Consider the following 19,817-nt stretch of genomic DNA (forward strand, 5'->3'; position numbering starts at 1 on the left):
AACAGTGCAACTTCCGCGACTTTATGGGGTTTACAAGAGCAATTGTTTATTGGAATCTAACTAAAACAGTGGGATTTAGGATCGGTAGTTTAACGACGCGCTTTCGCATCGTTTTCGTGAAACGGGAAGAGGTCACGATAGTTTGAAGTCATTTATCATCATTGGGGCCGGTGCAAGCGGCATCATTCTGGCCGCACAATTGCTTCGGCGTTCATCAGAATCAATCGTACGAATTTTCGAGCGTTCAGGCCAATTGGGGGCAGGGATTGCTTATGTAACGGAAAACCCGAGCCATCTTCTCAATGTCCGCGCCGGTAATATGAGCGCATTTCCGGCCCAGCCGGATCATTTCGTAAACTGGCTGCGATCGAGCACAATTGCCGCCCCCGACCATTTGTGGGAACCGCACAGTTTTGCGCCACGTAAATTATACCGTTCATATCTGGAGCATTTGATCGCGCCTTATCTTTCCCAAGACGATACACGTTTGACGGTTGAAAAGACCGGGATCATCGATGTGGCGCTGAAGGACGGCAGATCAACCGTCGTTACCGAGACCGGAGAGACGTTCACTGCCGATGCGGTGATTGTGGCGACCGGTAACGAGGCAGCCATTGCAAAATCTGGCAAGCGCGTTACCGAATATTGGTCGAGCAATGGCTATTTCGATGTGCCGACAGATGCTCCGGTTGCAATATTCGGCACCGGTCTGTCGATGATCGATAGCGTATTGGCGCTGCTTGATAATGGTCACCGTGCCGAAATCTACGCGATTTCGCGGCGCGGCCTTCTCCCTGCACGTCATTCTCCTGCGCCAATCTTTTCAATAGAGGCTGACGATCTGCCCATTTCACTGGGCCTGTCGAAGCTTATGCAGCGCGTGCGTGCCATGACGGTTGAAGCGGAAAAAAACGGGACCGGCTGGCGCGGCGTGATGGATGGTCTGCGTCCGCATACGCAACATATCTGGGCAGGGTTGCCGATGTCGCAGCGGCGTAGTTTCCTCCGTCACCTGCGCCCATGGTGGGATGTGCATCGGCATCGCATGGCCCCCACAGTTGCCGATCGCATTGAAGCTGCCGCAAACAGTGGGCAGCTTAAAGTCTTCGCTGGTCATCTGATTTCGGTGCGCGACGAAGGCGAAAGGGTTGAAGTTCGCTATCGCCCACGGCGTAGCGGACAGGTCGAAAAACTGCACGTATCGACCGTTATCGATTGCCGTGGCGGCAATTCACGTTTCTCGACAACTCGCAATTCCGCACTGATCGGTCTCATGGAGCATGGGCTGGCTCGACCGGATGCACTCGATCTCGGTTTTGATGTCACGCGCGATCTGCAGATGCTCAATCGACGAGGAGAGCCTTCAGGTCCTTTCTTCGCCATTGGGCCGATCACCAAAGGCGCGTTCTGGGAAGTTACGGCCGTGCCAGACATTCGCGTTCAGGCCGAACGGTTGTCGGCAATTCTGCTCGAAGGCTAGAAGCGCGTTTGCGACACCCGAGAATACCAGATTTGTGTCATCGGACTGAAAGATTTTCAGGTCAGTATGAACAACAGACAGATATCGCGGTCCGCAGCAGTCAATAAATTATAGATTTTTCGGCGCAAGGAGCGATAAAATGATTCAAATCTATGCGATAAGCCATTGAAAGCTATTGCCATAATGTTCTGTGGCCGGTCATAATAAGGCCATCGGAATATATGATTCCTCTATACAACTTGCCGGAGCGATTCTGTTGCTGTTTTCTTGAGCGGTGCCTGCTTCGGATCAACCTTGATTTCGGCTAGGAGGCCTGTGGCGCATGACGATGGACGGCAGAATGCTTTTCCTGCTTGTCCTTCTACCATTTCTCGGCAGCGCCATAACCGGATTGTTCAGGGGGGCGGATCGCAGCGGTTCGGCCTGGTTTACGGCAGCGATTGCGCTTGTCGCCTTTATCGTCACCGCCAGCCTTTATCCCATCGTGTCAGATGGCAAGGTGCTTCATGGCACGGTGGAATGGCTCCCTGCTTATGGCCTCAATGTCACCTTTCGAATGGACGGCTTTGCCTGGCTTTTTGCGATGCTCATCACAGGCATCGGCCTGCTGGTCGTCATTTATGCGCGCTATTATATGTCGCCCGAAGATCCTGTCCCCAGGTTCTTCTCGTTCCTTTTGTCCTTCATGGGATCAATGCTCGGCGTGGTTCTGTCAGGCAATCTGATATTGCTTGCCGTGTTCTGGGAGCTGACGAGCATCTTCTCGTTCCTGCTGATCGGTTATTGGTATCATAATGCCAGTGCCCGCGACGGTGCCCGCATGGCGCTGACGGTGACGGGTATCGGTGGGTTCTGTTTGTTGGCCGGTGTTCTGATCCTTGGCCACATTGTCGGAAGCTACGATCTCGACAAAGTTCTGGCGGCGGGCAACATCGTTCGGACACATCCGCTTTACAGCGTGGCTCTTATTCTGATCCTGCTCGGCGCCTTCACGAAAAGTGCACAGTTTCCGTTCCACTTCTGGCTTCCCAATGCCATGGCGGCACCGACGCCTGTATCGGCCTATCTCCATTCGGCAACCATGGTGAAGGCGGGCGTTTTCCTGCTCGCGCGCCTGTGGCCGGTTCTTAGCGGAACAGAAGAGTGGTTCTGGATCGTCGGTTCGGCCGGTCTGATCACGCTTCTGATTGCGAGTTTCTTCGCGGTTTTCCAGCAGGACCTCAAAGGTCTGCTTGCCTATTCGACGATCAGCAACCTTGGTCTGATTACCGTTCTGCTCAGTCTCGGCAGTCCGCTGGCTGCCGTCGCGGCGATCTTCCACATGGTCAACCATGCGATTTTCAAGGCATCGCTGTTTATGGCGGCCGGTATCATCGACCACGAGACCGGCACACGTGACATGCGCAAGTTGAGTGGCTTGTTGCGTCCCATGCCCTATACCGCGACGCTTGCCATGGTGGCGAGTGCGGCCATGGCGGGTGTGCCGTTGCTTAATGGCTTCATTTCCAAGGAAATGTTCTTTGCCGAAGCGGTAGAAACCCACATGGCGTCGTGGCTCGATACGATCACGCCCTATGTGGCCACGATTGCCGGTATCTTTACGGTCGCCTATTCGGTGCGCTTCATCTATTCGACGTTCTTCGGGCCACCACCGCATGATTTGCCGCATGAACCACACGAGCCGCCGCACTGGATGCGTCGTCCTATCGAGATGCTGGTTTTGCTTTGCCTGTTGATCGGCATCATTCCGGGCCTCTCCATCGGACCATTCCTGCATTCGGCTGTTCTGTCAGTGCTTGGAAAGGCTACGCCTGAATATAGCCTCTCGGTCTGGCACGGCTTCAACCTGCCGCTGATGATGAGTATCGTTGCGATGATCGGCGGCATTCTTCTGCACTGGATGCTGAAAAACTATCTTGCGACCAGTGAAGACGGCCCGCCATTCTTCCGGCATCTGCAGGGACAGCGCATTTTCGAGCGTGTTCTGGTGACCTTGTCGTGGAACTGGGCGCGTAAGGCTGAAGCTTTCCTCAGCACACGCCGTCTGCAACCGCAGCTTCGTATTGTTGTGGCGGTTGCCGTCCTCGCCGCTGCCTGGCCGATTTTCGCTTCCGGCTTACAAACAGGTTCACTCGGCGCTCAGCCTGTAGACCCGATCTTTGCCGGACTTTGGATTCTCGGTGGAGCCTGCGCCATAGGTGCTGCTTATCAGGCCAAGTATCACAGGCTTGCAGCGCTGATCCTTCTCGGCGGGGCAGGGCTTATCACCTGTATCACCTTCGTCTGGCTCTCAGCACCCGATCTTGCTGTGACACAGTTGCTGGTCGAGATCGTCACAACCGTTCTGCTGCTTCTCGGGCTTCGCTGGCTGCCGAAGCGTTGGGAAGATCCTGATCCGATTCCGGTGCAAATCGGCCCACGTATCCGCCGCTACCGCGACTTGCTGATCGCTATCGGCAGCGGGGCGGGGGTGGCCGTCATCGCCTATGCTGTAATGACGCGTATATCGCCCAGCAGCATTGGTGATTATTTCCTCGAAAACGCCTATTCTGGCGGCGGTGGCAAGAATGTCGTGAATGTCATTCTGGTCGACTTCCGTGCTTTCGATACTTTTGGCGAAATCGCCGTCCTCGGTATTGTGGGTCTTACGGTCTTTGCACTCTTGCGTCGTTTCCGCCCCGCGCCCGACACGACCGGATCGACTGCGCAGCAGAAGATTCAGGACGCGTATGACGAGGCAGCGCCCGACCGCAAGGCAGGCGAGACACTGGCCGATTATCTGGCCGTGCCGTCCGTCATCATGCAATGGCTGTTTCCGGTCATCATCGTGCTGGCGGTGCATCTGTTCCTGCGCGGCCACGATCTGCCGGGCGGCGGCTTTGCAGCCGGTATCACGCTCGCAATTGCATTCCTATTGCAATATCTGGCGTCAGGTGCGCGCGTGGTAGAGGACCGCCTGCGCATCCTGCCGTTGCGCTGGATCGGGTTGGGCCTGCTATTCGCCGCGGCCACGGGTGCGGGATCGTGGTTCTTTGGCTATCCGTTCCTCACGACCTTCTTCCAGTACACAGACATACCGCATATCGGAAAAATGCCGACAGCCAGTGCTCTGCTGTTCGATCTTGGCGTCTTCACCCTCGTAGTTGGTGCCACCGTCCTCGTTTTGATCGCTCTCGCGCACCAATCGCTCCGTAAACATCGTGTCGAGAAGCTAGCCGCAACGAAGGAGGAGAACTGATGGAACTTGTTCTTGCTCTGGCAATCGGCGTGTTGATGGCATCCGGTGTATGGCTCATTCTTCGCCCGCGTACTTTTCAGGTGGCTATCGGCCTGTCGTTGATTTCCTACGCTGTCAATCTCTTCATCTTCTCGATGGGGCGTCTGCGCACCAATGCTGCCCCGGTGCTCGACAGCGGTGTTGACGTTCAGGCCGCACAATATACCGATCCGGTGCCACAGGCGCTCGTTCTCACCGCCATCGTCATCGGCTTCGCAATGACCGCACTTTTCCTTGTCGTGCTGCTCGCCTCGCGCGGGCTGACACGTACGGACCACGTGGACGGCAAGGAGAACTGATGTTGGACTGGAAAACTCACCTCATCGTTGCTCCAATCGTCCTGCCGCTCGTCACGGCAGCTATCCTGCTGCTCTTCGATGAGCGCAAACGCAAGCTCAAGATGGCCATCAACTCCATCTCGACTTTGGGGTTGATCGCGATTGCTGTCACACTTGCTGGCATGGCGAGTGACAAGGCGCCTGACGCTCTGGTTTACCTGATTGGTAACTGGCCCGCACCGTTCGGCATCGTGCTGGTTCTGGATCGCCTCGCAGCTCTCATGCTTATGCTGACCAGCCTGCTCGGCATGGCTTCTCTCAGCTTCGCGCTCGCGCATTGGCACAAGGCCAGCCCGCATTTCCATACGATCTTCCAGCTTTTGCTGATGGGGCTGAACGGTGCATTTCTGACTGGTGATCTGTTCAACCTCTTCGTTTTCTTCGAAGTCATGCTGGCGGCATCTTACGGATTGGCACTGCACGGGTCCGGTCCGGCGCGCGTGAAGGCTGGCATGCACTATATCGCCGTCAATCTTGTTGCTTCCTCGCTGTTCCTGATCGGTGTCAGCCTGATCTATGGCGTGACCGGCACGTTGAACATGGCCGATCTCGCGCAGAAGATTTCGCAGGTTGCGCCCGAAGATCGTATGCTGCTGGAAGCAGGAGCCGCGGTTCTGGGCGTTGCATTTCTCGTCAAGGCAGGCATGTGGCCGCTCAATTTCTGGCTCGCGCCGACCTATACAGCAGCAGCGGCACCAGTGGCTGCGGTCTTCGCCATCATGAGCAAGGTTGGCATATATGTCCTTCTGCGATTGTCGCCGCTGATGTTCGGCATCAGTGCCGGTTCCTCCTACGGTTTCGGCAATGACTGGCTTTATTTCGGCGGAATGGTCACGCTTGCCTTCGGCCTGATCGGCGTTGTCGCATCGCAGGCGATGGGAAGGCTCGCCAGCTATAGCATCCTCGTTTCCTCCGGCACGCTGCTCGCTGCCATCGGCAGCGGAAACACGGCCATGACCGGCGCAGCGCTGTTCTATATGGTGAGTTCCACGCTCACCATTGCAGCGTTTTTCCTGCTGATCGAATTGATCGAACGCGGACAGGATGCGGCTGCAAACGTTCTTGCCGTTACCATGGAAGCCTATGGTGACGACGAGGAGGAAGAAGACGAGGACGAGATCGGGGCAGTGCTGCCCGCGACCCTTGCCGTCCTGGGAACATTCTTCGGCATTTGTGCGATATTGCTGATCGGCCTGCCGCCGTTCTCTGGCTTTATCGCCAAGTTCCTGATCCTTGCAGCCGTTTTCAACGGTGATAGTCCGACACCGCAACTCGCAATGCCTGTCAGCCCGGCAAGCTGGGCACTGGTCGCGCTCCTTCTGTTGTCCGGCCTTTCAGCGCTGATCGCGATGACACGTACCGGCATTCGCACTTTCTGGGCATCCCTCGAAGGCAATGTGCCGCGCGTTCTGGTGCGGGAAGTCGTGCCGATTGCAGGGCTTCTGGCAATCTGTCTGGCTCTTACGATCGCAGCAGGCCCGGCAATGCGCTACATGGATGAGACAGCACGTTCGCTGCACAATCCGGCTTCCTATATAAGCAGCGTACTCAACGCGCCACGTGCAGGCACTGGAACGGAGGAGGCACAGTGAAGAAGATCCTGCCTTACCCGCTTCTGTTCGTCTCGCTGCTCCTGTTCTGGCTGCTTTTGAACGGTTTTACGCGGGCACAGCTTCTGCTTGGAGCAATTATTGCTCTTGTTGCATGTCTGATAATGACAGCCTTGCAGCCGCAGAAGAATCATATTCGATCGATCCCGACAATGCTCTGGCTGTTGGGCACCATAAGCTATGACATACTCCAGTCGAACACCGCCGTCGCAGGCATCATTCTGTCACGCAAGCGTAAGCGACGTCCGGGCTTTGTCGTTATTCAGCTGGATCTGCAAAACCGGACGGCGCTTGCTGTCCTCGCTTGTATAATCACTGCGACGCCGGGTACGGCCTGGGTGGATTATAATGCCGCCAGACGTGAACTGACCATCCACGTGCTTGATCTGGATGATGCACAGGCGTGGCGGGACACGATCAAGGGAAGATATGAGCAGCCGCTCATCAAGATATTCGGAGCGGCAGATATCGTAGAAGAGGAGAAATCCGCATGAGCGCAGTCATCATCTTCTGGTCCCTGCTTGCTGCTCAGCTGATGCTTCTTGGTGCCATGGGATGCGCGGTTTACAGGCTTCTGGTCGGTCCGCGCGCGCAGGACCGCATTCTCGCGACCGATGCGCTGTACCTCAATGCACTTCTGCTCCTGATCACGTTCGGTATACGAACGGGCAGCCTCATCTATTTCGAAGCGGCGCTGATCATCGCCCTTCTGGGTTTCGTCGCGACCGTGGCGCTATCGAAGTTCCTTATGCGCGGAGAGGTGATCGAATGATCAACGCAGGCGAACTTCCCGTATGGGCCGCTATCGTCATTTCTTTTTTTCTGGTCGCCGGTGCCTTGCTGACACTTGTTGGATGCATTGGACTGGTTCGCTTTAAAAGCTTCTACGAGCGTGTTCATGCTCCAACACTCGGCTCTTCATTCGGGGCCGGTGGAATCTTGATCTCATCGATCATATTTTTCTCCATCTTGCAATCGAAGCCGATTCTGCATGAAGTGCTTATTACCGTCTTTGTGGTCGTCACAACGCCGGTAACGCTCATGCTGCTCAGCCGCGCCGTGATCCATCGCGACAGAACGCAGGACAGCAAGGAGCTGCCTTCATCTTCCGACCCGCTATAGGTCTGTAGGTATCATGCTTGAGGGTGCGGAGAGGGCGGAAAACTTGCGTTTTCCGTCGCACCAAATGGGGAAAATTGCCGCTTGGCTATCGAAGCAGCGGCTGTCGCTTCCGGGTTAACCGGAGACCTGTTTTGGAGTTCGCTTCAAGACCGGCTATCCTGCCGACCGGAAACATTATCTGCCATTTGCCGAATCCCAGGCCCGACTGCCCACCAACTGCGGAAAGGAAGCAGCGGCCTATCTTGTTTTCGGGCATTTGGAGGAGTGCTCCGGGGCTGCGGCCAATTGTCCGTTCAGGCTTTTGCCGGGGACAAGCGGATTGAAGGATGAGGCCATTTGAATTATCTGAATTTCAGTAATTTCTGAAAATTCAGAATTTACGGGAGAGAGAATTTTGGAATTGTCGCCAATCGTTCAGTCGTTCGTGCTCCACTTCGGAGAAATGGGCAGCCGTTGGGGCATCAATCGTACCGTGGGGCAGATATACGCGCTGCTTTACATATCGCCTGAGCCGCTTTGCGCTGACCAGATTGTCGATGCCCTTGGTGTGTCACGCTCGAACGTGTCCATGGGCATCCGCGAATTGCAGGGCTGGAATCTGGTGCTGCTGAAACACATTCCCGGTGATCGTCGTGATTTCTTCACGACGCCCGACGATGTGTGGCAGATTCTGCGTACGCTCGCTGAGGAGCGCAAGAAACGCGAGATCGATCCGACGCTCTCCGTTTTGCGCGAAATCCTGATGGAGCAGCCGAAAGGCGACAGCGATCTTTATGCGCAGGATCGCATGAAGGACATGTACGGCCTGATCGAACGGCTGACCAACTGGTACGACGACGTCAAGCGCCTCGATACCGACCGTTTGACCAGTCTTCTGGCGCTTGGCGCCAAGGTGACCCGCTTCCTAGAGACCACGGACAGGATCGTGGCGCTCGGACGCGGGCGAACATCGGCCAAAAAGGAGCCTAAGCGAGAGTGACATCCGTTGTCCCCCGAACGGAAAGATTGACGGCAGAAGACGGCGAAGCGGCAGGCGGCCAACAAAGTTCGCGCCGCAGGCAACGTCGTCCTGCTCCGTCCTTGCTGACGCGGGGGGCATATCTTCAGGCGTTGGCCGCACTTCTCTGGCTACCGCAAGCGGGCATTCTCGCTTATGCCCTCGGCCGACTGGCCGATACAGGCTTTGATAATTCCATCTATTACAGCGCGGGAGGGATATTCGCTCTCGGTTGCCTGCGCAACCTTCTTGACAGTGCAGGCGCGGCAAAAGCTTTCGACGCTGCCCGTCAGGAGCTCTCCGGGCTACGAGTCAATGCCGTTGCGGCCCTTGCGCAACGGTCTCCGCTTGATGCGTCGCGCCCGTCATCAGGCGAGGCGGCAAGCATTCTCGCTGAACAGGCCGAAATGGTCGTTCCCTATCTGTCGCGTTTCGTGCCAGTCCGTATCCGCGTCATTCTGGTACCATTAGCGATACTTGCGGTCGTGCTCTGGTATTCCTGGGCCGCAGCGCTCGTCCTGATGGTGGCCGCGCCGCTGATACCGATTTTCATGGCATTGATCGGCTGGCGCGCTAAGGCCGCCAGCGAAAAGCAGCTTACCGCTCTTGGCGGCATGAATGGCTTTCTGCTCGACCGTCTGCGCGGCCTTGCAACCATCCGCACCTTTCATGCCGTGGACGCCGCCGCGAACCGGTTGCGCGAGAACGCAGAGACCTTGCGTTCAAAGACAATGTCCGTCCTGCGCATCGCATTTCTGTCATCTGCCGTGCTTGAGCTGTTCGCTGCCATCGGGGTTGCCATGGTGGCGGTCTATATCGGCTTCCATTTGCTGGGGCAGCTCAACTTCGGAGCATGGGGCCATAAACTGACATTGGCGGAAGGGCTTTTCGTCCTGCTCCTGTCTCCGGCATTCTTCGAACCCTTGCGCGATCTTTCAGCCGTCTGGCACGACCGCGCGGCAGGCGAAGCCTCCATCGACGCGCTGGAAAAGCTGGCCGAACACCCGATGCCGATTGTCGGGAAAAGCGGAAGTCAAACAGCAATTGGCGATGCGCCCACGGTTGCCATGCACGACATCGATTTCGGTTATGCGGTCGGGGCCAAGGTTCTCAGCGGCTTCAATCTCGACATCGAGGCGGGCGAACACGTGGCGCTGCTGGCGCCCAGCGGTTATGGCAAATCTACCATCCTCGCGCTTGTTGCTGGACTGACGGCGCCGCAAGCGGGATGGATTGACATTGGCGGCATCAAACTCACCGACGAAACTGCAACCGCGCTTCGTGCAAGGATGAGCTGGATCGGCCAGAAGCCGCATATATTTGCCGGTTCCGCCAGGCGGAACATCACGCTTGGCCGAAAAGCCGAAGTGGAAGCCACAAAAGCCATCATCGACGACATGGCGCTCGGCCATGTTCCGGGCGTCACCGGCAATGGCCTGATTGGCGAGAATGGCGCCGGAATTTCGGGCGGCGAGGCTCTTCGGCTGGCGCTGTCCCGCGCGGCCATCAATCCGCATGCCGACATTATTCTGGCCGACGAGCCGACCGCCCATCTTGACCATGAAACCGCAAACCTCATCGCCGACAGCCTTCTCAAGCTCGCCAAAGGCAAGACACTGATCGTCGCCACCCATGATGAAACCCTTGCGTGCAGGATGGACCGCATCGTCCGTCTGGATGGCAGCGTCGATAACGATCCGGTTTGGCAAAGGAGGGCGGCCGAATGAACGGTTTCCAGTCATTGCAGCCGATCCTGCGGCTCTTTTTCCAGACCAAGGGGACCGCCCTTCTTGCCGGTATTGCGACAGCAACCGTAACAGTTCTCGCTGGCATCGCGCTTCTCGGCCTGTCCGGCTGGTTCATAACGGCCACGGCTATTGCTGGCCTGAGCATCGCGACAGCCGTTGTGTTCGATGTGTTTGCGCCCGCCGCGGGTATTCGTCTGCTCGCTATCCTGCGTACTGGTTCGCGTTATCTCGAACGACTTGTCACCCATGATGCAACGCTGGCAATCCTTGCCGCACTGCGTGAAAAGCTCTTCCGCAGCTGGGCACGCCCGACTGCTGCAAACACACTTCTGAAACGACCGGCGCGTCTCCTGTTCCGCCTGACGGCAGATATTGATGCGCTGGACTCTCTTTATCTGCGTGTGCTGGTGCCTGTGGGCGCTGCTCTCGCCACCGCACTTGTGGCTGGTATCGCGCTTGGCCTGATGAGTCTGCTTTTCGGACTGCTGATAGCGCTTGTCCTGCTTGTTGCAGGTCTCGGCCTTCCGCTTGCTGCGGCGCGTCGATCTGAGAAGCCCATGCGACAGCGCGCAAAAGGTACGGAAGCGCTACGCGCTCGTACCGTCGATCTTGTTGCCGGTCAAACCGAGCTTCTTATGGCGGGGCGGCTCGAAGACCAGAAGCTGGCCTTAGTGCGTGCAGACGGCTATGTCGCCACTTCGGATCGCAAGCTTAATCGCATAGAGATCATCACTGGCGCCGGTTTCGGCATCGTGCACGCTGCATTGCTTGCAGGTGGCCTCGTTGCCGTCGGATTGCTGACGCAGGCAGGCAGTATCGGTGCACCCGTTGCAGCCCTCGGGATGCTGATCATTCTTGGCGCGATGGAGCCTTTTTCGGCACTGCGGCGCGGCGCTATGGAACTTGGGCGCACCATACTCGCTGCAAAGCGTGTCGCACCTCAGCTGCACGACAACAATGCCGAGCGGGCGATGCCCCGAAAGCCAGAGAATGGCACGGCTGTTCATCTGAAGAACGTGTCCGTTCGTCACGATGGCGCCGACCGCGATGCCCTGAAGAATATCGATCTCAATATTGCAGCGGGCGAGCGGGTGGCCATTGTCGGTACAAGCGGCGCAGGCAAATCGACCCTGTTCAACCTATTCGCCGGGGAAATTCCGGTAGACCGGGGTAGCGTCGCAGTTCTGCCGGCGCGTCTTCTCACGCAACGGACAGAGCTTTTTCAGGACAGTCTTCGCGATAACCTCCGGCTGGCGAACGCTAATGCGAGTGATCAGGAACTGACGGACGCATTGCAAGCCGCAGGCCTTGGCGCGTTTATCGCTGAACTGCCTGCCGGACTGGATGCGATGCTGGGCGAGGGGGGGCTGGGTCTGTCAGGCGGACAGGCGCGTCGTCTGGCTCTTGCACGCCTTTTCCTGACCGATGTTCCACTCTGGCTGCTGGATGAGCCGACCGAAGGCCTGGATGCTGCGACGGCACAAGATGTTCTTGAGTGCCTCAAGATCAAGGCAGGCTCACGCACGTTGCTAATCGTCACACATATCAGCCGTGAAGCGCAAATTTGCGAACGGATCATTGTTTTAAATCAAGGCGCTCTAGTTGAGTCCGTAGGTAGGAGTTCGCCGCGCTTTGGTGAAATCCTCGAGACCATGAGGTGAACTGCGCGGACATGGAGAATGATTTGAAGTCCGTGTCCATATCTGGACCGATATTTGAAATTGAAGCGGAAGGCGGGTTCTAAGAAGCCGCTGCGTTCAAAAGGGGGCCGCGCTGGAAGCGTAGCTCATAACACCAGGAGGGCCGGGTTACCGGCTTAAAGAGATGGAACTCGATATTGTCTCCCTGTCGCGATTGCAATTTGCAATCACGGCACTTTATCACTTCCTCTTCGTACCTCTGACCTTGGGTCTTTCCGTGCTGCTTGCCATCATGGAAACCGTTTACGTTATGACGGGGCGACTCATCTGGCGGCAGATGACGAAATTTTGGGGTACGCTTTTTGGCATCAACTTTGTCATGGGCGTCGCAACGGGGATCGTGATGGAATTCCAGTTCGGAATGAACTGGAGCTATTACAGCCATTATGTCGGCGACATCTTTGGCGCACCGCTCGCCATCGAAGGCCTCATGGCCTTCTTCCTTGAAGCAACCTTCGTGGGCTTGTTCTTTTTCGGCTGGGACCGCCTGTCGAAAGTCGGGCACCTGATGGCAACCTATGCGGTCGCGGCAGGTTCGAACTTCTCCGCATTGTGGATTCTGATCGCCAATGGCTGGATGCAAAATCCGGTCGGATCGGCGTTCAACCCCGAAACCATGCGCATGGAGATCACCGATTTCTTCGCGGTGCTGATGAACCCGGTCGCACAGGCCAAGTTCGTGCACACGGTTTCCGCAGGTTATGTCACGGCTTCCATTTTCGTGCTTGGCGTTTCCGCCTGGTATCTGCTCAAGGGCCGTTCGGTAGAGCTTGCCAAGCGCTCTCTGACGATTGCGGCTTCCTTCGGTCTGGCCGCCTCGCTGTCCGTCGTCGTCCTCGGTGACGAAAGCGGCTATCTGGCCAATGAACACCAGAAAATGAAAATCGCTGCTATCGAAGCCATGTGGGAAACCGAACCTGCTCCGGCTTCGTTCACGGTATTTGGCTTTCCGGATCAGGAGGCGCGAGAAACTCATTTCGCAGTGCATATTCCATGGGTCATGGGTCTGATCGGTACACGGTCTCTCACGACCCCGATCCAGGGTATCAACGATCTTGTTGAAAGTGCGGAAAACCATATCCGCAACGGCATCGTCGCTTATGACGCCTTGCAGAAAATTCGCGCGGCTGGCGATACGAATGCCGTTCCGCAGGACGTCAAGGACGTCTTTGCCGATAACAGCCAGTGGATGGGCTATGCGCTTCTGCTGAAGCGGTATGTCGACGATCCGCGTCAGGCAACCGATGCACAGATCACACAGGCTGCGAACGATACTGTGCCAGGCGTCCTGCCTTTGTTCTGGGCCTTCCGTATCATGGTCGGCATAGGCTTCTTCCTGATCCTGCTGACGGGCACATTCTTCGTGCTGTCCGCGCGTCGTAAACTCGACCGTTACCCGTTCCTGTTGCGGATTGCCGTATTTGCGATACCGCTGCCGTGGATCGCAGCCGAAATGGGCTGGATCGTTGCGGAGTTCGGCCGCCAGCCCTGGGTGATCGAGGGCATATTGCCGACGGCGGTGGGCGTCTCCAATCTGGGTGCATCTACCGTACTGCTGACCATACTTGGTTTCGTGGCCATCTATACGGTTCTCTTCATCATCGAGATGGCCCTGATGATCCGTGCCATCAAGGCTGGACCTGAACCCGACAGCAAACCGGAAGCAATTCTTGCCCCGGCAAGCATCGCACCTGCGGAGTAAGGATCATGATACTCAGCGATTTGTTGGACTATGAAACTTTGCGTCTTATCTGGTGGGTGCTGCTCGGTGTATTGCTGATCGCCTTCGCCGCGATGGACGGGTTCGACCTTGGTGTCGACATACTCATGCCCGTCATCGGTAAAACCGATGTCGAGCGACGCATCATCATCAACACGATCGGCCCGGTCTGGGAAGGCAACCAGGTCTGGCTGATCCTCGGGGGCGGTGCGATTTTCGCCGCCTGGCCACCGCTCTACGCCGTGTCCTTCTCGGGCTTCTATCTGGCGATGTTTGTCATCCTGTTCGCGCTCATCCTGCGTCCGGTCGGGTTCAAATATCGCTCCAAGCGTGACAGTGAGGCCTGGAGGAGAGGCTGGGACTGGGCGCTGTTCATCGGTGGTTTCGTTCCTGCCCTCATTTTCGGCGTTGCCGTCGGCAATGTCCTGCAAGGCGTCCCGTTCCGCCTCGCCGACGACCTTCAGATTTTCTACGAAGGTTCGTTCTTCGCTCTGCTCAATCCGTTTGCGCTGCTTTGTGGCGTGCTTTCGGTGACGATGCTCAGTATGCATGGTGCTTCGTGGCTGGTGCTGAAGACGACCGGTGATGTTCAGGCACGGGCCCGGTCATACGGTAGTATCGCGGCTCTTTTGACCGTCGTGCTCTATGTGCTGGCTGGTGTGATCAGCTGGTTCTGGATTTCCGGCTACCGGATCACAAGTGCTATCGTCACCGACGGACCATCCAATCCGCTGCGCAAGACCGTCGAACCGGATCACGGTGCATGGTTCGCCAACTATGTGAACTATCCTGTCCTGCTGATCGCTCCGGCGCTCGGTATACTGGGGGCGCTTGCAGTCTTCATCGCATTGCGTAACCGCCGTGAGCTGGCGCCGTTGCTGTTCGGAAAACTGTCGATCTTCGGCATTATTTCGTCGGTCGGCGTGTCGATGTTCCCGTTCATTCTGCCATCGTCGCTCGATCCGCGTTCAAGCCTGACGGTTTGGGATTCGTCTTCCAGCCATATGACGCTGTTCATCATGCTGGTTGTGACGCTCATCTTCCTGCCGCTGATCGTCATCTACACCTCCTGGGTCTATAAGGTGCTGTGGGGCAAGGTCGACAAGGACATGATCGAAGACGAAAGCAATCACGCTTACTAAGCAACCGAGAAAGGAAAGCGATATGTGGTATTTTTCCTGGCTTCTTGGCCTGCCGCTTGCAGCCGCTTTCGCCGTGCTCAACGCCATGTGGTACGAGCTGATGGACGACCGGGCACGCAAGCGCCTGTCAGCTGATCCGACTGCGGATCTGGCGCGCGAAGGCAAGAAACATCATTAAAAAAACGGCCCGTTTCCGGGCCGTTTTCATTGATGCTCCCGGCTCAAGGTTGAGGGATTGTCAATTCCGCGACAAAATCATAGGCATCGCCACGATAGAGTGATTTTGTGAATTCAACCACGCGACCGGACGGCAGATAGGAAATCCGCTCGATGGACAGTCCCGCATCGCCCTCCTTGACGCCCAGAATGCGCGCGTCCGGGTCTTTGATATTGCAGGCTGCTATGCGTTGGACAGCGCGAACCGGACGAAATCCTGTGCGGCTCAGTTCGGCATAAAGCGAGCCCCTGACGGCGTTCGGATCGGGCAGGATTTCACTTGAAAGGCTTGCCCGTTCGATGGCCAGCGGCAGATCGCTTGCCATACGTAGGCGACCGAGGCGGGCAACACGGGTTTCCGAAGATACACCGAGTTTCATCATCTCTTCCGGCGATGGGTAATAAAGGCCACGCTCCAGCCACTTGGACTGAGTGGTGATGCCGCGGCGCGCCATGTCCTCGGTGAATGAAGTCAGCATGGAGAGCGACTGCTGCACACGCTCGCCCGGGCGTACGACGAACGTGCCTGAACCATGACGGCGAACGAGAAGTCCGGCCTTGACGAGGTCGTCCACGGCCTTGCGCACCGTTACACGGCTGATATTGGCATATTCCGCGATGTCGCGCTCCGGCGGAAGGGCTTCGCCGTCAACCAGCTGCCCGGCGCGGATTGCGGCCTCCAGCGACTGACGCAACTGCATATAGAGCGGCCCACCGGAGGATGGCGCAGAACCCTGCAGGTTCTTGGGCAGGAAAGCGCTGAAATTTCCGCTCATTCGCGCGTCTTTCCATTTTGCGGCCCATACCGCTTAAGGGCCAGTTGTAGAGCGCCTGTCAAAGCATCTGCCGCCGGCTTGACCAGAAGCTTCTGCTGATGCGGCGGCAGCCATTCCACATAAAGCGGTGCCATGCCGCCAAGCAGGCTGATGCGCTCAGCACCTTGTTTGATCAGCACGTCGAGCGTTTCGCTGACGTAACCGGCAGAGCGCTCCAATAGCATCCGCGCGGTTTCATCGCCTTCGGTCGCATATTGAAAAACTCGCGGAGCATACTTGCCGAAGTCGCCGGGCTTTGCAGTCCAGGCGAATTCGACCAGATTGTCCGGATTGTTGTCGAACTCGTTCAGGAGATCCGTCGTCAGGCGTGTGCGCGGATGAATGCCATCATGCACAAGCAAGCTTTCCTGCAGCAGGCTTTGCCCGAGCCGTGCGCCGCTGCCGAGGTCGCTCAAGGGAAACCCCCATCCGCCGACCGAATGGATACGACCGTTCCGGCGCGTGATATAGGCCGTGCCTGTGCCGAGAATAGCGACGATCCCGTCCTGATCGCCCAATGCGCCCTGCAGGGCAATCACACCGTCAAATTCCACATCGGAGTGCGCGAAGGGCAGCCCGCGTTCTATCGGAACACCTGCACCATCGACATTGCCGCCCGCCAGACCAAGAACTGCATGGCTTGTCGCGTAATGCGCCCTGTCCACTCCGGCATTGTCAAAAGCGTTGTCGATCGCTGCGATCACATTGATGAGGGCAGTCTGTGGATCGGTGACAATATTGGCAGAGCCGCTGCACCCCGAACCCAGAATCGCGCCATTGCTACCAGCCACAATGGCGCGGCATCCCGTGCCGCCGCCATCAACGCCAATGAAGAATTCCGTCATGAAGATACCTCCGGCTTGAAGATACCAAAAAAATACCATTAACCAAGCAGATTTGTCGGTCTGTGAAAAAATTGATTAATTCATTGATAAAATACGGGAAAAATAACAGTTCTGAATTTTTCTGCACGAAAATCGTAAACTTCTCTGGACAATTGGTACGTTTTTGGCATTAATTTCAGCAGAAGGGGAGCGCAATGCCGCTGAGGGCGAGGATCACGCGGATTTGGGATGGAGACCACCGGCGGGGGCCGGTACTTTTCCCGTTACGCGAGAAGCGATCGTGCCGAAACGGTTTGGCGTACTTTCGCCTCTTTTGCGCATCCGCGCTATAAAACGGGAGAAGGTCAATGGTTCGTAATACGTTGAAACTCATGCTGCTGGGTTCCACGCTTCTGGCGTCGGGATCGGCTGCGCTTGCAGAAGACGTCACGCTGACGGTCGAAAGCTGGCGCAACGACGATCTGCAGATCTGGCAGGAAAAGATTATTCCGGCTTTTGAAGCCAAGAATCCTGGCATCAAGATCAATTTCGCACCGAGTGCGCCAACGGAATATAACGCGGCCCTCAATGCCAAGCTCGATGCGGGCTCGGGCGGCGACCTCATTTCCTGCCGTCCGTTCGACACCTCGCTCGAACTGTTCAACAAGGGCAAGCTTGCCGATCTTACCGATCTGGAAGGCATGAAGAACTTCTCCGACGTCGCCAAGTCCGCATGGACCACCGATGACGGCTCGAAGACATTCTGCGTGCCGATGGCCTCGGTCATTCACGGCTTCATCTACAACAAGGATGCTTTCGATCAGCTCGGCATTACGCCGCCGGCCACCGAGGCCGAATTCTTCGCTATGCTCGACAAGATCAAGGCTGACGGCAACTACATCCCCATGGCCATGGGCACGAAGGATATGTGGGAAGCCGCAACCATGGGCTACCAGAATATCGGGCCGACCTACTGGAAGGGCGAAGAAGGCCGCAAGGCGCTGATCGCCGGTAAGGAAAAGCTTACCGATCCGCAGTGGGTCGAGCCGTTTGCAGTGCTGGCCAAGTGGAAGGACTATCTGGGCGACGGTTTTGAAGCGCAGACCTATCCGGACAGCCAGAACCTGTTCACTCTGGGCCGTGCCGCCATCTTCCCCGCAGGTTCGTGGGAGATCGGCTTGTTCAATACCCAGGCGCAGTTCAAGATGGGCGCATTCCCGCCGCCGGTGAAGAATGCCGGCGACACCTGCTACATCTCCGATCACAACGATATCGGTATTGGCCTCAATGCTTCGAGCAAGCACGCGGAACAGGCAAAGGTTTTCCTGAACTGGGTCGCTTCGCCTGAATTCGCGGAAATCTACGCCAATGCGCTGCCGGGCTTCTTCAGCCTGAACTCGACGGCTGTAAAAATGAGTGACCCGCTGGCACAGGAATTCGTTTCCTGGCGTGAAAAGTGCAAGCCGACCATTCGTTCGACCTACCAGATCCTGTCGCGTGGCACGCCGAACCTCGAAAATGAAACCTGGGTTCAGTCCGCCAATGTCATCAACGGCACTGTGACGCCGGAAGATGCTGCGAAGAAGCTGCAGGAAGGTCTGGATAGCTGGTACAAACCTGCGAAGTAAAAACGCGGGACGGTGTGGGCGGCGATCGCGGGGGCGCGCCGCCCATATCTTTTGGTCTGTTGCATCGACATGCGGTTTTGCAAACGGTGCAATCCGTGTCAGTTTAAAATGCAAGGAGGGGAAGCTCTGGCTTTCTCTGGTTTGCACGCATTCTCTTGAACGGGAACGCTAACCATCGGTTTTACGCATTTCCAGACGCCAAGTTCACTCGTTTGCTGGAAATGCTCTTGAAGAGCGAATGCCTATATGAGCCAATCTGCCGACATGACAGGTATTGTGCACAAGCGCCAAAGGCGTTGGCATATACTTGTATTTCTTCTGCCTTGCGTCCTGATCTATACGGCGGTGATGGTACTGCCACTGATCGAAACATTGCGGCAGGCATTCTTCAATGTCGTCGACGGACAGCGCACTTTTGTGGGGTTCGCCAATTTTCAGGCCCTTTTTGGTGATCCGAACTGGTCGCGCGATTTCTGGAATGCGTTGAAAAACAACGTTATATTCTTCTGCATTCACATGCTGGTTCAAAATCCGATCGGCATTTTGCTGGCAGCCATGCTGTCCTTGCCGAAGCTGCGTTTTGCCGCCTTCTACCGCACGGCGATCTTCCTTCCGACGCTGCTGTCTTTCGTCATCGTCGGATTCATCTGGAAGCTGATCCTGTCGCCGATCTGGGGCGTAGCACCGTGGATGATGGACCTTGTCGGTCTCAAATGGGCGTTCGGCCCGTGGCTTGGCAAGGCGGATACCGCCCTTGTCACCGTGTCGCTCGTCTCGGTCTGGCAGTTCGTTGGCATTCCGATGATGCTGATCTATGCAGCCCTTCTCAACATTCCCGATGAAATCATCGAAGCGGCCGAATGTGACGGCATTACCGGCTGGAGCCAGTTCTTCAAGATCAAGCTGCCGCTCATCCTGCCATCCATCGGCCTGATCTCGGTGATGACCTTCGTTGCCAATTTCAATGCCTTCGACCTCGTCTATTCAATGCAGGGCGCGCTGGCCGGACCGGACAAATCGACCGATATTCTGGGCACGTTCCTTTACCGCACCTTCTTCGGCTTCCAGCTGCAGCTTGGCAATCCGTCCATGGGCGCCACCATCGCCGCCGTGATGTTCCTCATCATTCTGGCCGGTGTGTCGCTCTACCTGTTCGGCATCCAGCGCCGCATGCGCCGCTATCAGTTCTGAGGAGCGAGA

17 protein-coding genes are annotated in these 19,817 nt (G+C 56.8%); 15 read left to right on the forward strand and 2 right to left on the reverse strand.

The genetic code is table 11. The features are described 5' to 3' along the window. The first annotated feature begins 142 nt into the window (after positions 1-142). From JNC70_RS12225 to cydX, 13 genes are all read left to right on the forward strand, one after another. Entirely contained in the window at positions 143-1,480 is a 1,338-nt protein-coding gene (locus JNC70_RS12225; protein WP_104754518.1) for an FAD/NAD(P)-binding protein, read from the forward strand. Positions 1,481-1,802: 322 nt separating this feature from the next. Further along, on the forward strand, positions 1,803-4,718 hold the full coding sequence (locus tag JNC70_RS12230; protein ID WP_104754519.1) for a monovalent cation/H+ antiporter subunit A: 2,916 nt from the start codon (positions 1,803-1,805) through the stop codon (positions 4,716-4,718). After that, positions 4,718-5,056 carry a Na+/H+ antiporter subunit C gene (locus JNC70_RS12235; RefSeq protein WP_010658730.1) on the forward strand — a complete coding sequence of 113 codons (339 nt, stop codon included), beginning with the start codon at positions 4,718-4,720 and terminating at the stop codon, positions 5,054-5,056. Before JNC70_RS12230 ends, JNC70_RS12235 begins: the two co-directional genes overlap by 1 nt. Positions 5,057-5,058: 2 nt before the next feature. Further along, positions 5,059-6,687, forward strand: coding sequence for a monovalent cation/H+ antiporter subunit D (locus JNC70_RS12240; protein WP_104754605.1), 1,629 nt, complete (start codon positions 5,059-5,061; stop codon positions 6,685-6,687). After that, complete coding sequence (locus JNC70_RS12245; RefSeq protein WP_104754520.1) at positions 6,684-7,199, forward strand: Na+/H+ antiporter subunit E; 516 nt, start codon at positions 6,684-6,686, stop codon at positions 7,197-7,199. Before JNC70_RS12240 ends, JNC70_RS12245 begins: the two co-directional genes overlap by 4 nt. After that, a complete protein-coding gene (locus JNC70_RS12250; protein WP_104754521.1) occupies positions 7,196-7,477 on the forward strand; it encodes a K+/H+ antiporter subunit F in 282 nt (93 codons plus the stop codon). The genes JNC70_RS12245 and JNC70_RS12250 overlap by 4 nt, the downstream gene beginning before the upstream one ends. Further along, complete coding sequence (gene mnhG / locus JNC70_RS12255) at positions 7,474-7,827, forward strand: monovalent cation/H(+) antiporter subunit G (RefSeq protein ID WP_104754522.1); 354 nt, start codon at positions 7,474-7,476, stop codon at positions 7,825-7,827. Before JNC70_RS12250 ends, mnhG begins: the two co-directional genes overlap by 4 nt. Positions 7,828-8,221: 394 nt before the next feature. Continuing rightward, positions 8,222-8,806 carry a GbsR/MarR family transcriptional regulator gene (locus tag JNC70_RS12260; protein ID WP_176036156.1) on the forward strand — a complete coding sequence of 195 codons (585 nt, stop codon included), beginning with the start codon at positions 8,222-8,224 and terminating at the stop codon, positions 8,804-8,806. Then, a complete protein-coding gene (gene cydD / locus JNC70_RS12265; RefSeq protein WP_104754523.1) occupies positions 8,803-10,551 on the forward strand; it encodes a thiol reductant ABC exporter subunit CydD in 1,749 nt (582 codons plus the stop codon). Before JNC70_RS12260 ends, cydD begins: the two co-directional genes overlap by 4 nt. Beyond that, positions 10,548-12,233 (forward strand): thiol reductant ABC exporter subunit CydC, encoded by a 1,686-nt coding sequence (gene cydC, locus JNC70_RS12270; RefSeq protein WP_104754524.1) that lies wholly within the window; start codon positions 10,548-10,550, stop codon positions 12,231-12,233. The genes cydD and cydC overlap by 4 nt, the downstream gene beginning before the upstream one ends. A 163-nt stretch (positions 12,234-12,396) precedes the next feature. After that, entirely contained in the window at positions 12,397-13,974 is a 1,578-nt protein-coding gene (locus JNC70_RS12275) for a cytochrome ubiquinol oxidase subunit I (protein ID WP_104754525.1), read from the forward strand. A 5-nt stretch (positions 13,975-13,979) separates the two neighbouring features. Further along, positions 13,980-15,134 carry a cytochrome d ubiquinol oxidase subunit II gene (gene cydB / locus JNC70_RS12280; protein ID WP_104754526.1) on the forward strand — a complete coding sequence of 385 codons (1,155 nt, stop codon included), beginning with the start codon at positions 13,980-13,982 and terminating at the stop codon, positions 15,132-15,134. A 22-nt stretch (positions 15,135-15,156) separates the two neighbouring features. Further along, positions 15,157-15,312, forward strand: a complete 156-nt coding sequence (gene cydX / locus JNC70_RS12285; protein WP_104754527.1) for a cytochrome bd-I oxidase subunit CydX — start codon at positions 15,157-15,159, stop codon at positions 15,310-15,312. Positions 15,313-15,355: 43 nt separating this feature from the next. On the opposite strand, the gene JNC70_RS12290 is transcribed toward cydX, so the two are convergent. Further along, on the reverse strand, positions 15,356-16,126 hold the full coding sequence (locus JNC70_RS12290) for a GntR family transcriptional regulator (RefSeq protein ID WP_104754528.1): 771 nt from the start codon (positions 16,124-16,126) through the stop codon (positions 15,356-15,358). Next, complete coding sequence (locus tag JNC70_RS12295) at positions 16,123-17,010, reverse strand: glucosamine kinase nucleotide-binding domain-containing protein (RefSeq protein ID WP_104754529.1); 888 nt, start codon at positions 17,008-17,010, stop codon at positions 16,123-16,125. Before JNC70_RS12295 ends, JNC70_RS12290 begins: the two co-directional genes overlap by 4 nt. A 347-nt stretch (positions 17,011-17,357) precedes the next feature. Between JNC70_RS12295 and JNC70_RS12300 the strand changes: the two genes are divergently transcribed. After that, a complete protein-coding gene (locus tag JNC70_RS12300; RefSeq protein WP_104754530.1) occupies positions 17,358-18,617 on the forward strand; it encodes an ABC transporter substrate-binding protein in 1,260 nt (419 codons plus the stop codon). A 246-nt stretch (positions 18,618-18,863) separates the two neighbouring features. After that, on the forward strand, positions 18,864-19,808 hold the full coding sequence (locus JNC70_RS12305) for a carbohydrate ABC transporter permease (RefSeq protein WP_374788596.1): 945 nt from the start codon (positions 18,864-18,866) through the stop codon (positions 19,806-19,808). Positions 19,809-19,817 lie beyond the last annotated feature (9 nt).

Source organism: Brucella oryzae, from assembly GCF_041929965.1.
GTDB classification, from domain to species: domain Bacteria; phylum Pseudomonadota; class Alphaproteobacteria; order Rhizobiales; family Rhizobiaceae; genus Brucella; species Brucella oryzae.

What these genes read in the sequence shown, in the direction of transcription:
- cydX (WP_104754527.1), top strand. Translation starts at nt 15,157, where the DNA reads ATGTGGTATTTTTCCTGGCTTCTTGGCCTGCCGCTTGCAGCCGCTTTC.
- mnhG (WP_104754522.1), top strand. Translation starts at nt 7,474, where the DNA reads ATGATCAACGCAGGCGAACTTCCCGTATGGGCCGCTATCGTCATTTCT.
- JNC70_RS12230 (WP_104754519.1), top strand. Translation starts at nt 1,803, where the DNA reads ATGACGATGGACGGCAGAATGCTTTTCCTGCTTGTCCTTCTACCATTT.
- JNC70_RS12295 (WP_104754529.1), bottom strand. Translation starts at nt 17,010, where the DNA reads ATGACGGAATTCTTCATTGGCGTTGATGGCGGCGGCACGGGATGCCGC.
- JNC70_RS12290 (WP_104754528.1), bottom strand. Translation starts at nt 16,126, where the DNA reads ATGAGCGGAAATTTCAGCGCTTTCCTGCCCAAGAACCTGCAGGGTTCT.
- JNC70_RS12300 (WP_104754530.1), top strand. Translation starts at nt 17,358, where the DNA reads ATGGTTCGTAATACGTTGAAACTCATGCTGCTGGGTTCCACGCTTCTG.
- cydB (WP_104754526.1), top strand. Translation starts at nt 13,980, where the DNA reads ATGATACTCAGCGATTTGTTGGACTATGAAACTTTGCGTCTTATCTGG.
- JNC70_RS12305 (WP_374788596.1), top strand. Translation starts at nt 18,864, where the DNA reads ATGAGCCAATCTGCCGACATGACAGGTATTGTGCACAAGCGCCAAAGG.
- JNC70_RS12275 (WP_104754525.1), top strand. Translation starts at nt 12,397, where the DNA reads ATGGAACTCGATATTGTCTCCCTGTCGCGATTGCAATTTGCAATCACG.
- JNC70_RS12235 (WP_010658730.1), top strand. Translation starts at nt 4,718, where the DNA reads ATGGAACTTGTTCTTGCTCTGGCAATCGGCGTGTTGATGGCATCCGGT.
- cydC (WP_104754524.1), top strand. Translation starts at nt 10,548, where the DNA reads ATGAACGGTTTCCAGTCATTGCAGCCGATCCTGCGGCTCTTTTTCCAG.
- JNC70_RS12250 (WP_104754521.1), top strand. Translation starts at nt 7,196, where the DNA reads ATGAGCGCAGTCATCATCTTCTGGTCCCTGCTTGCTGCTCAGCTGATG.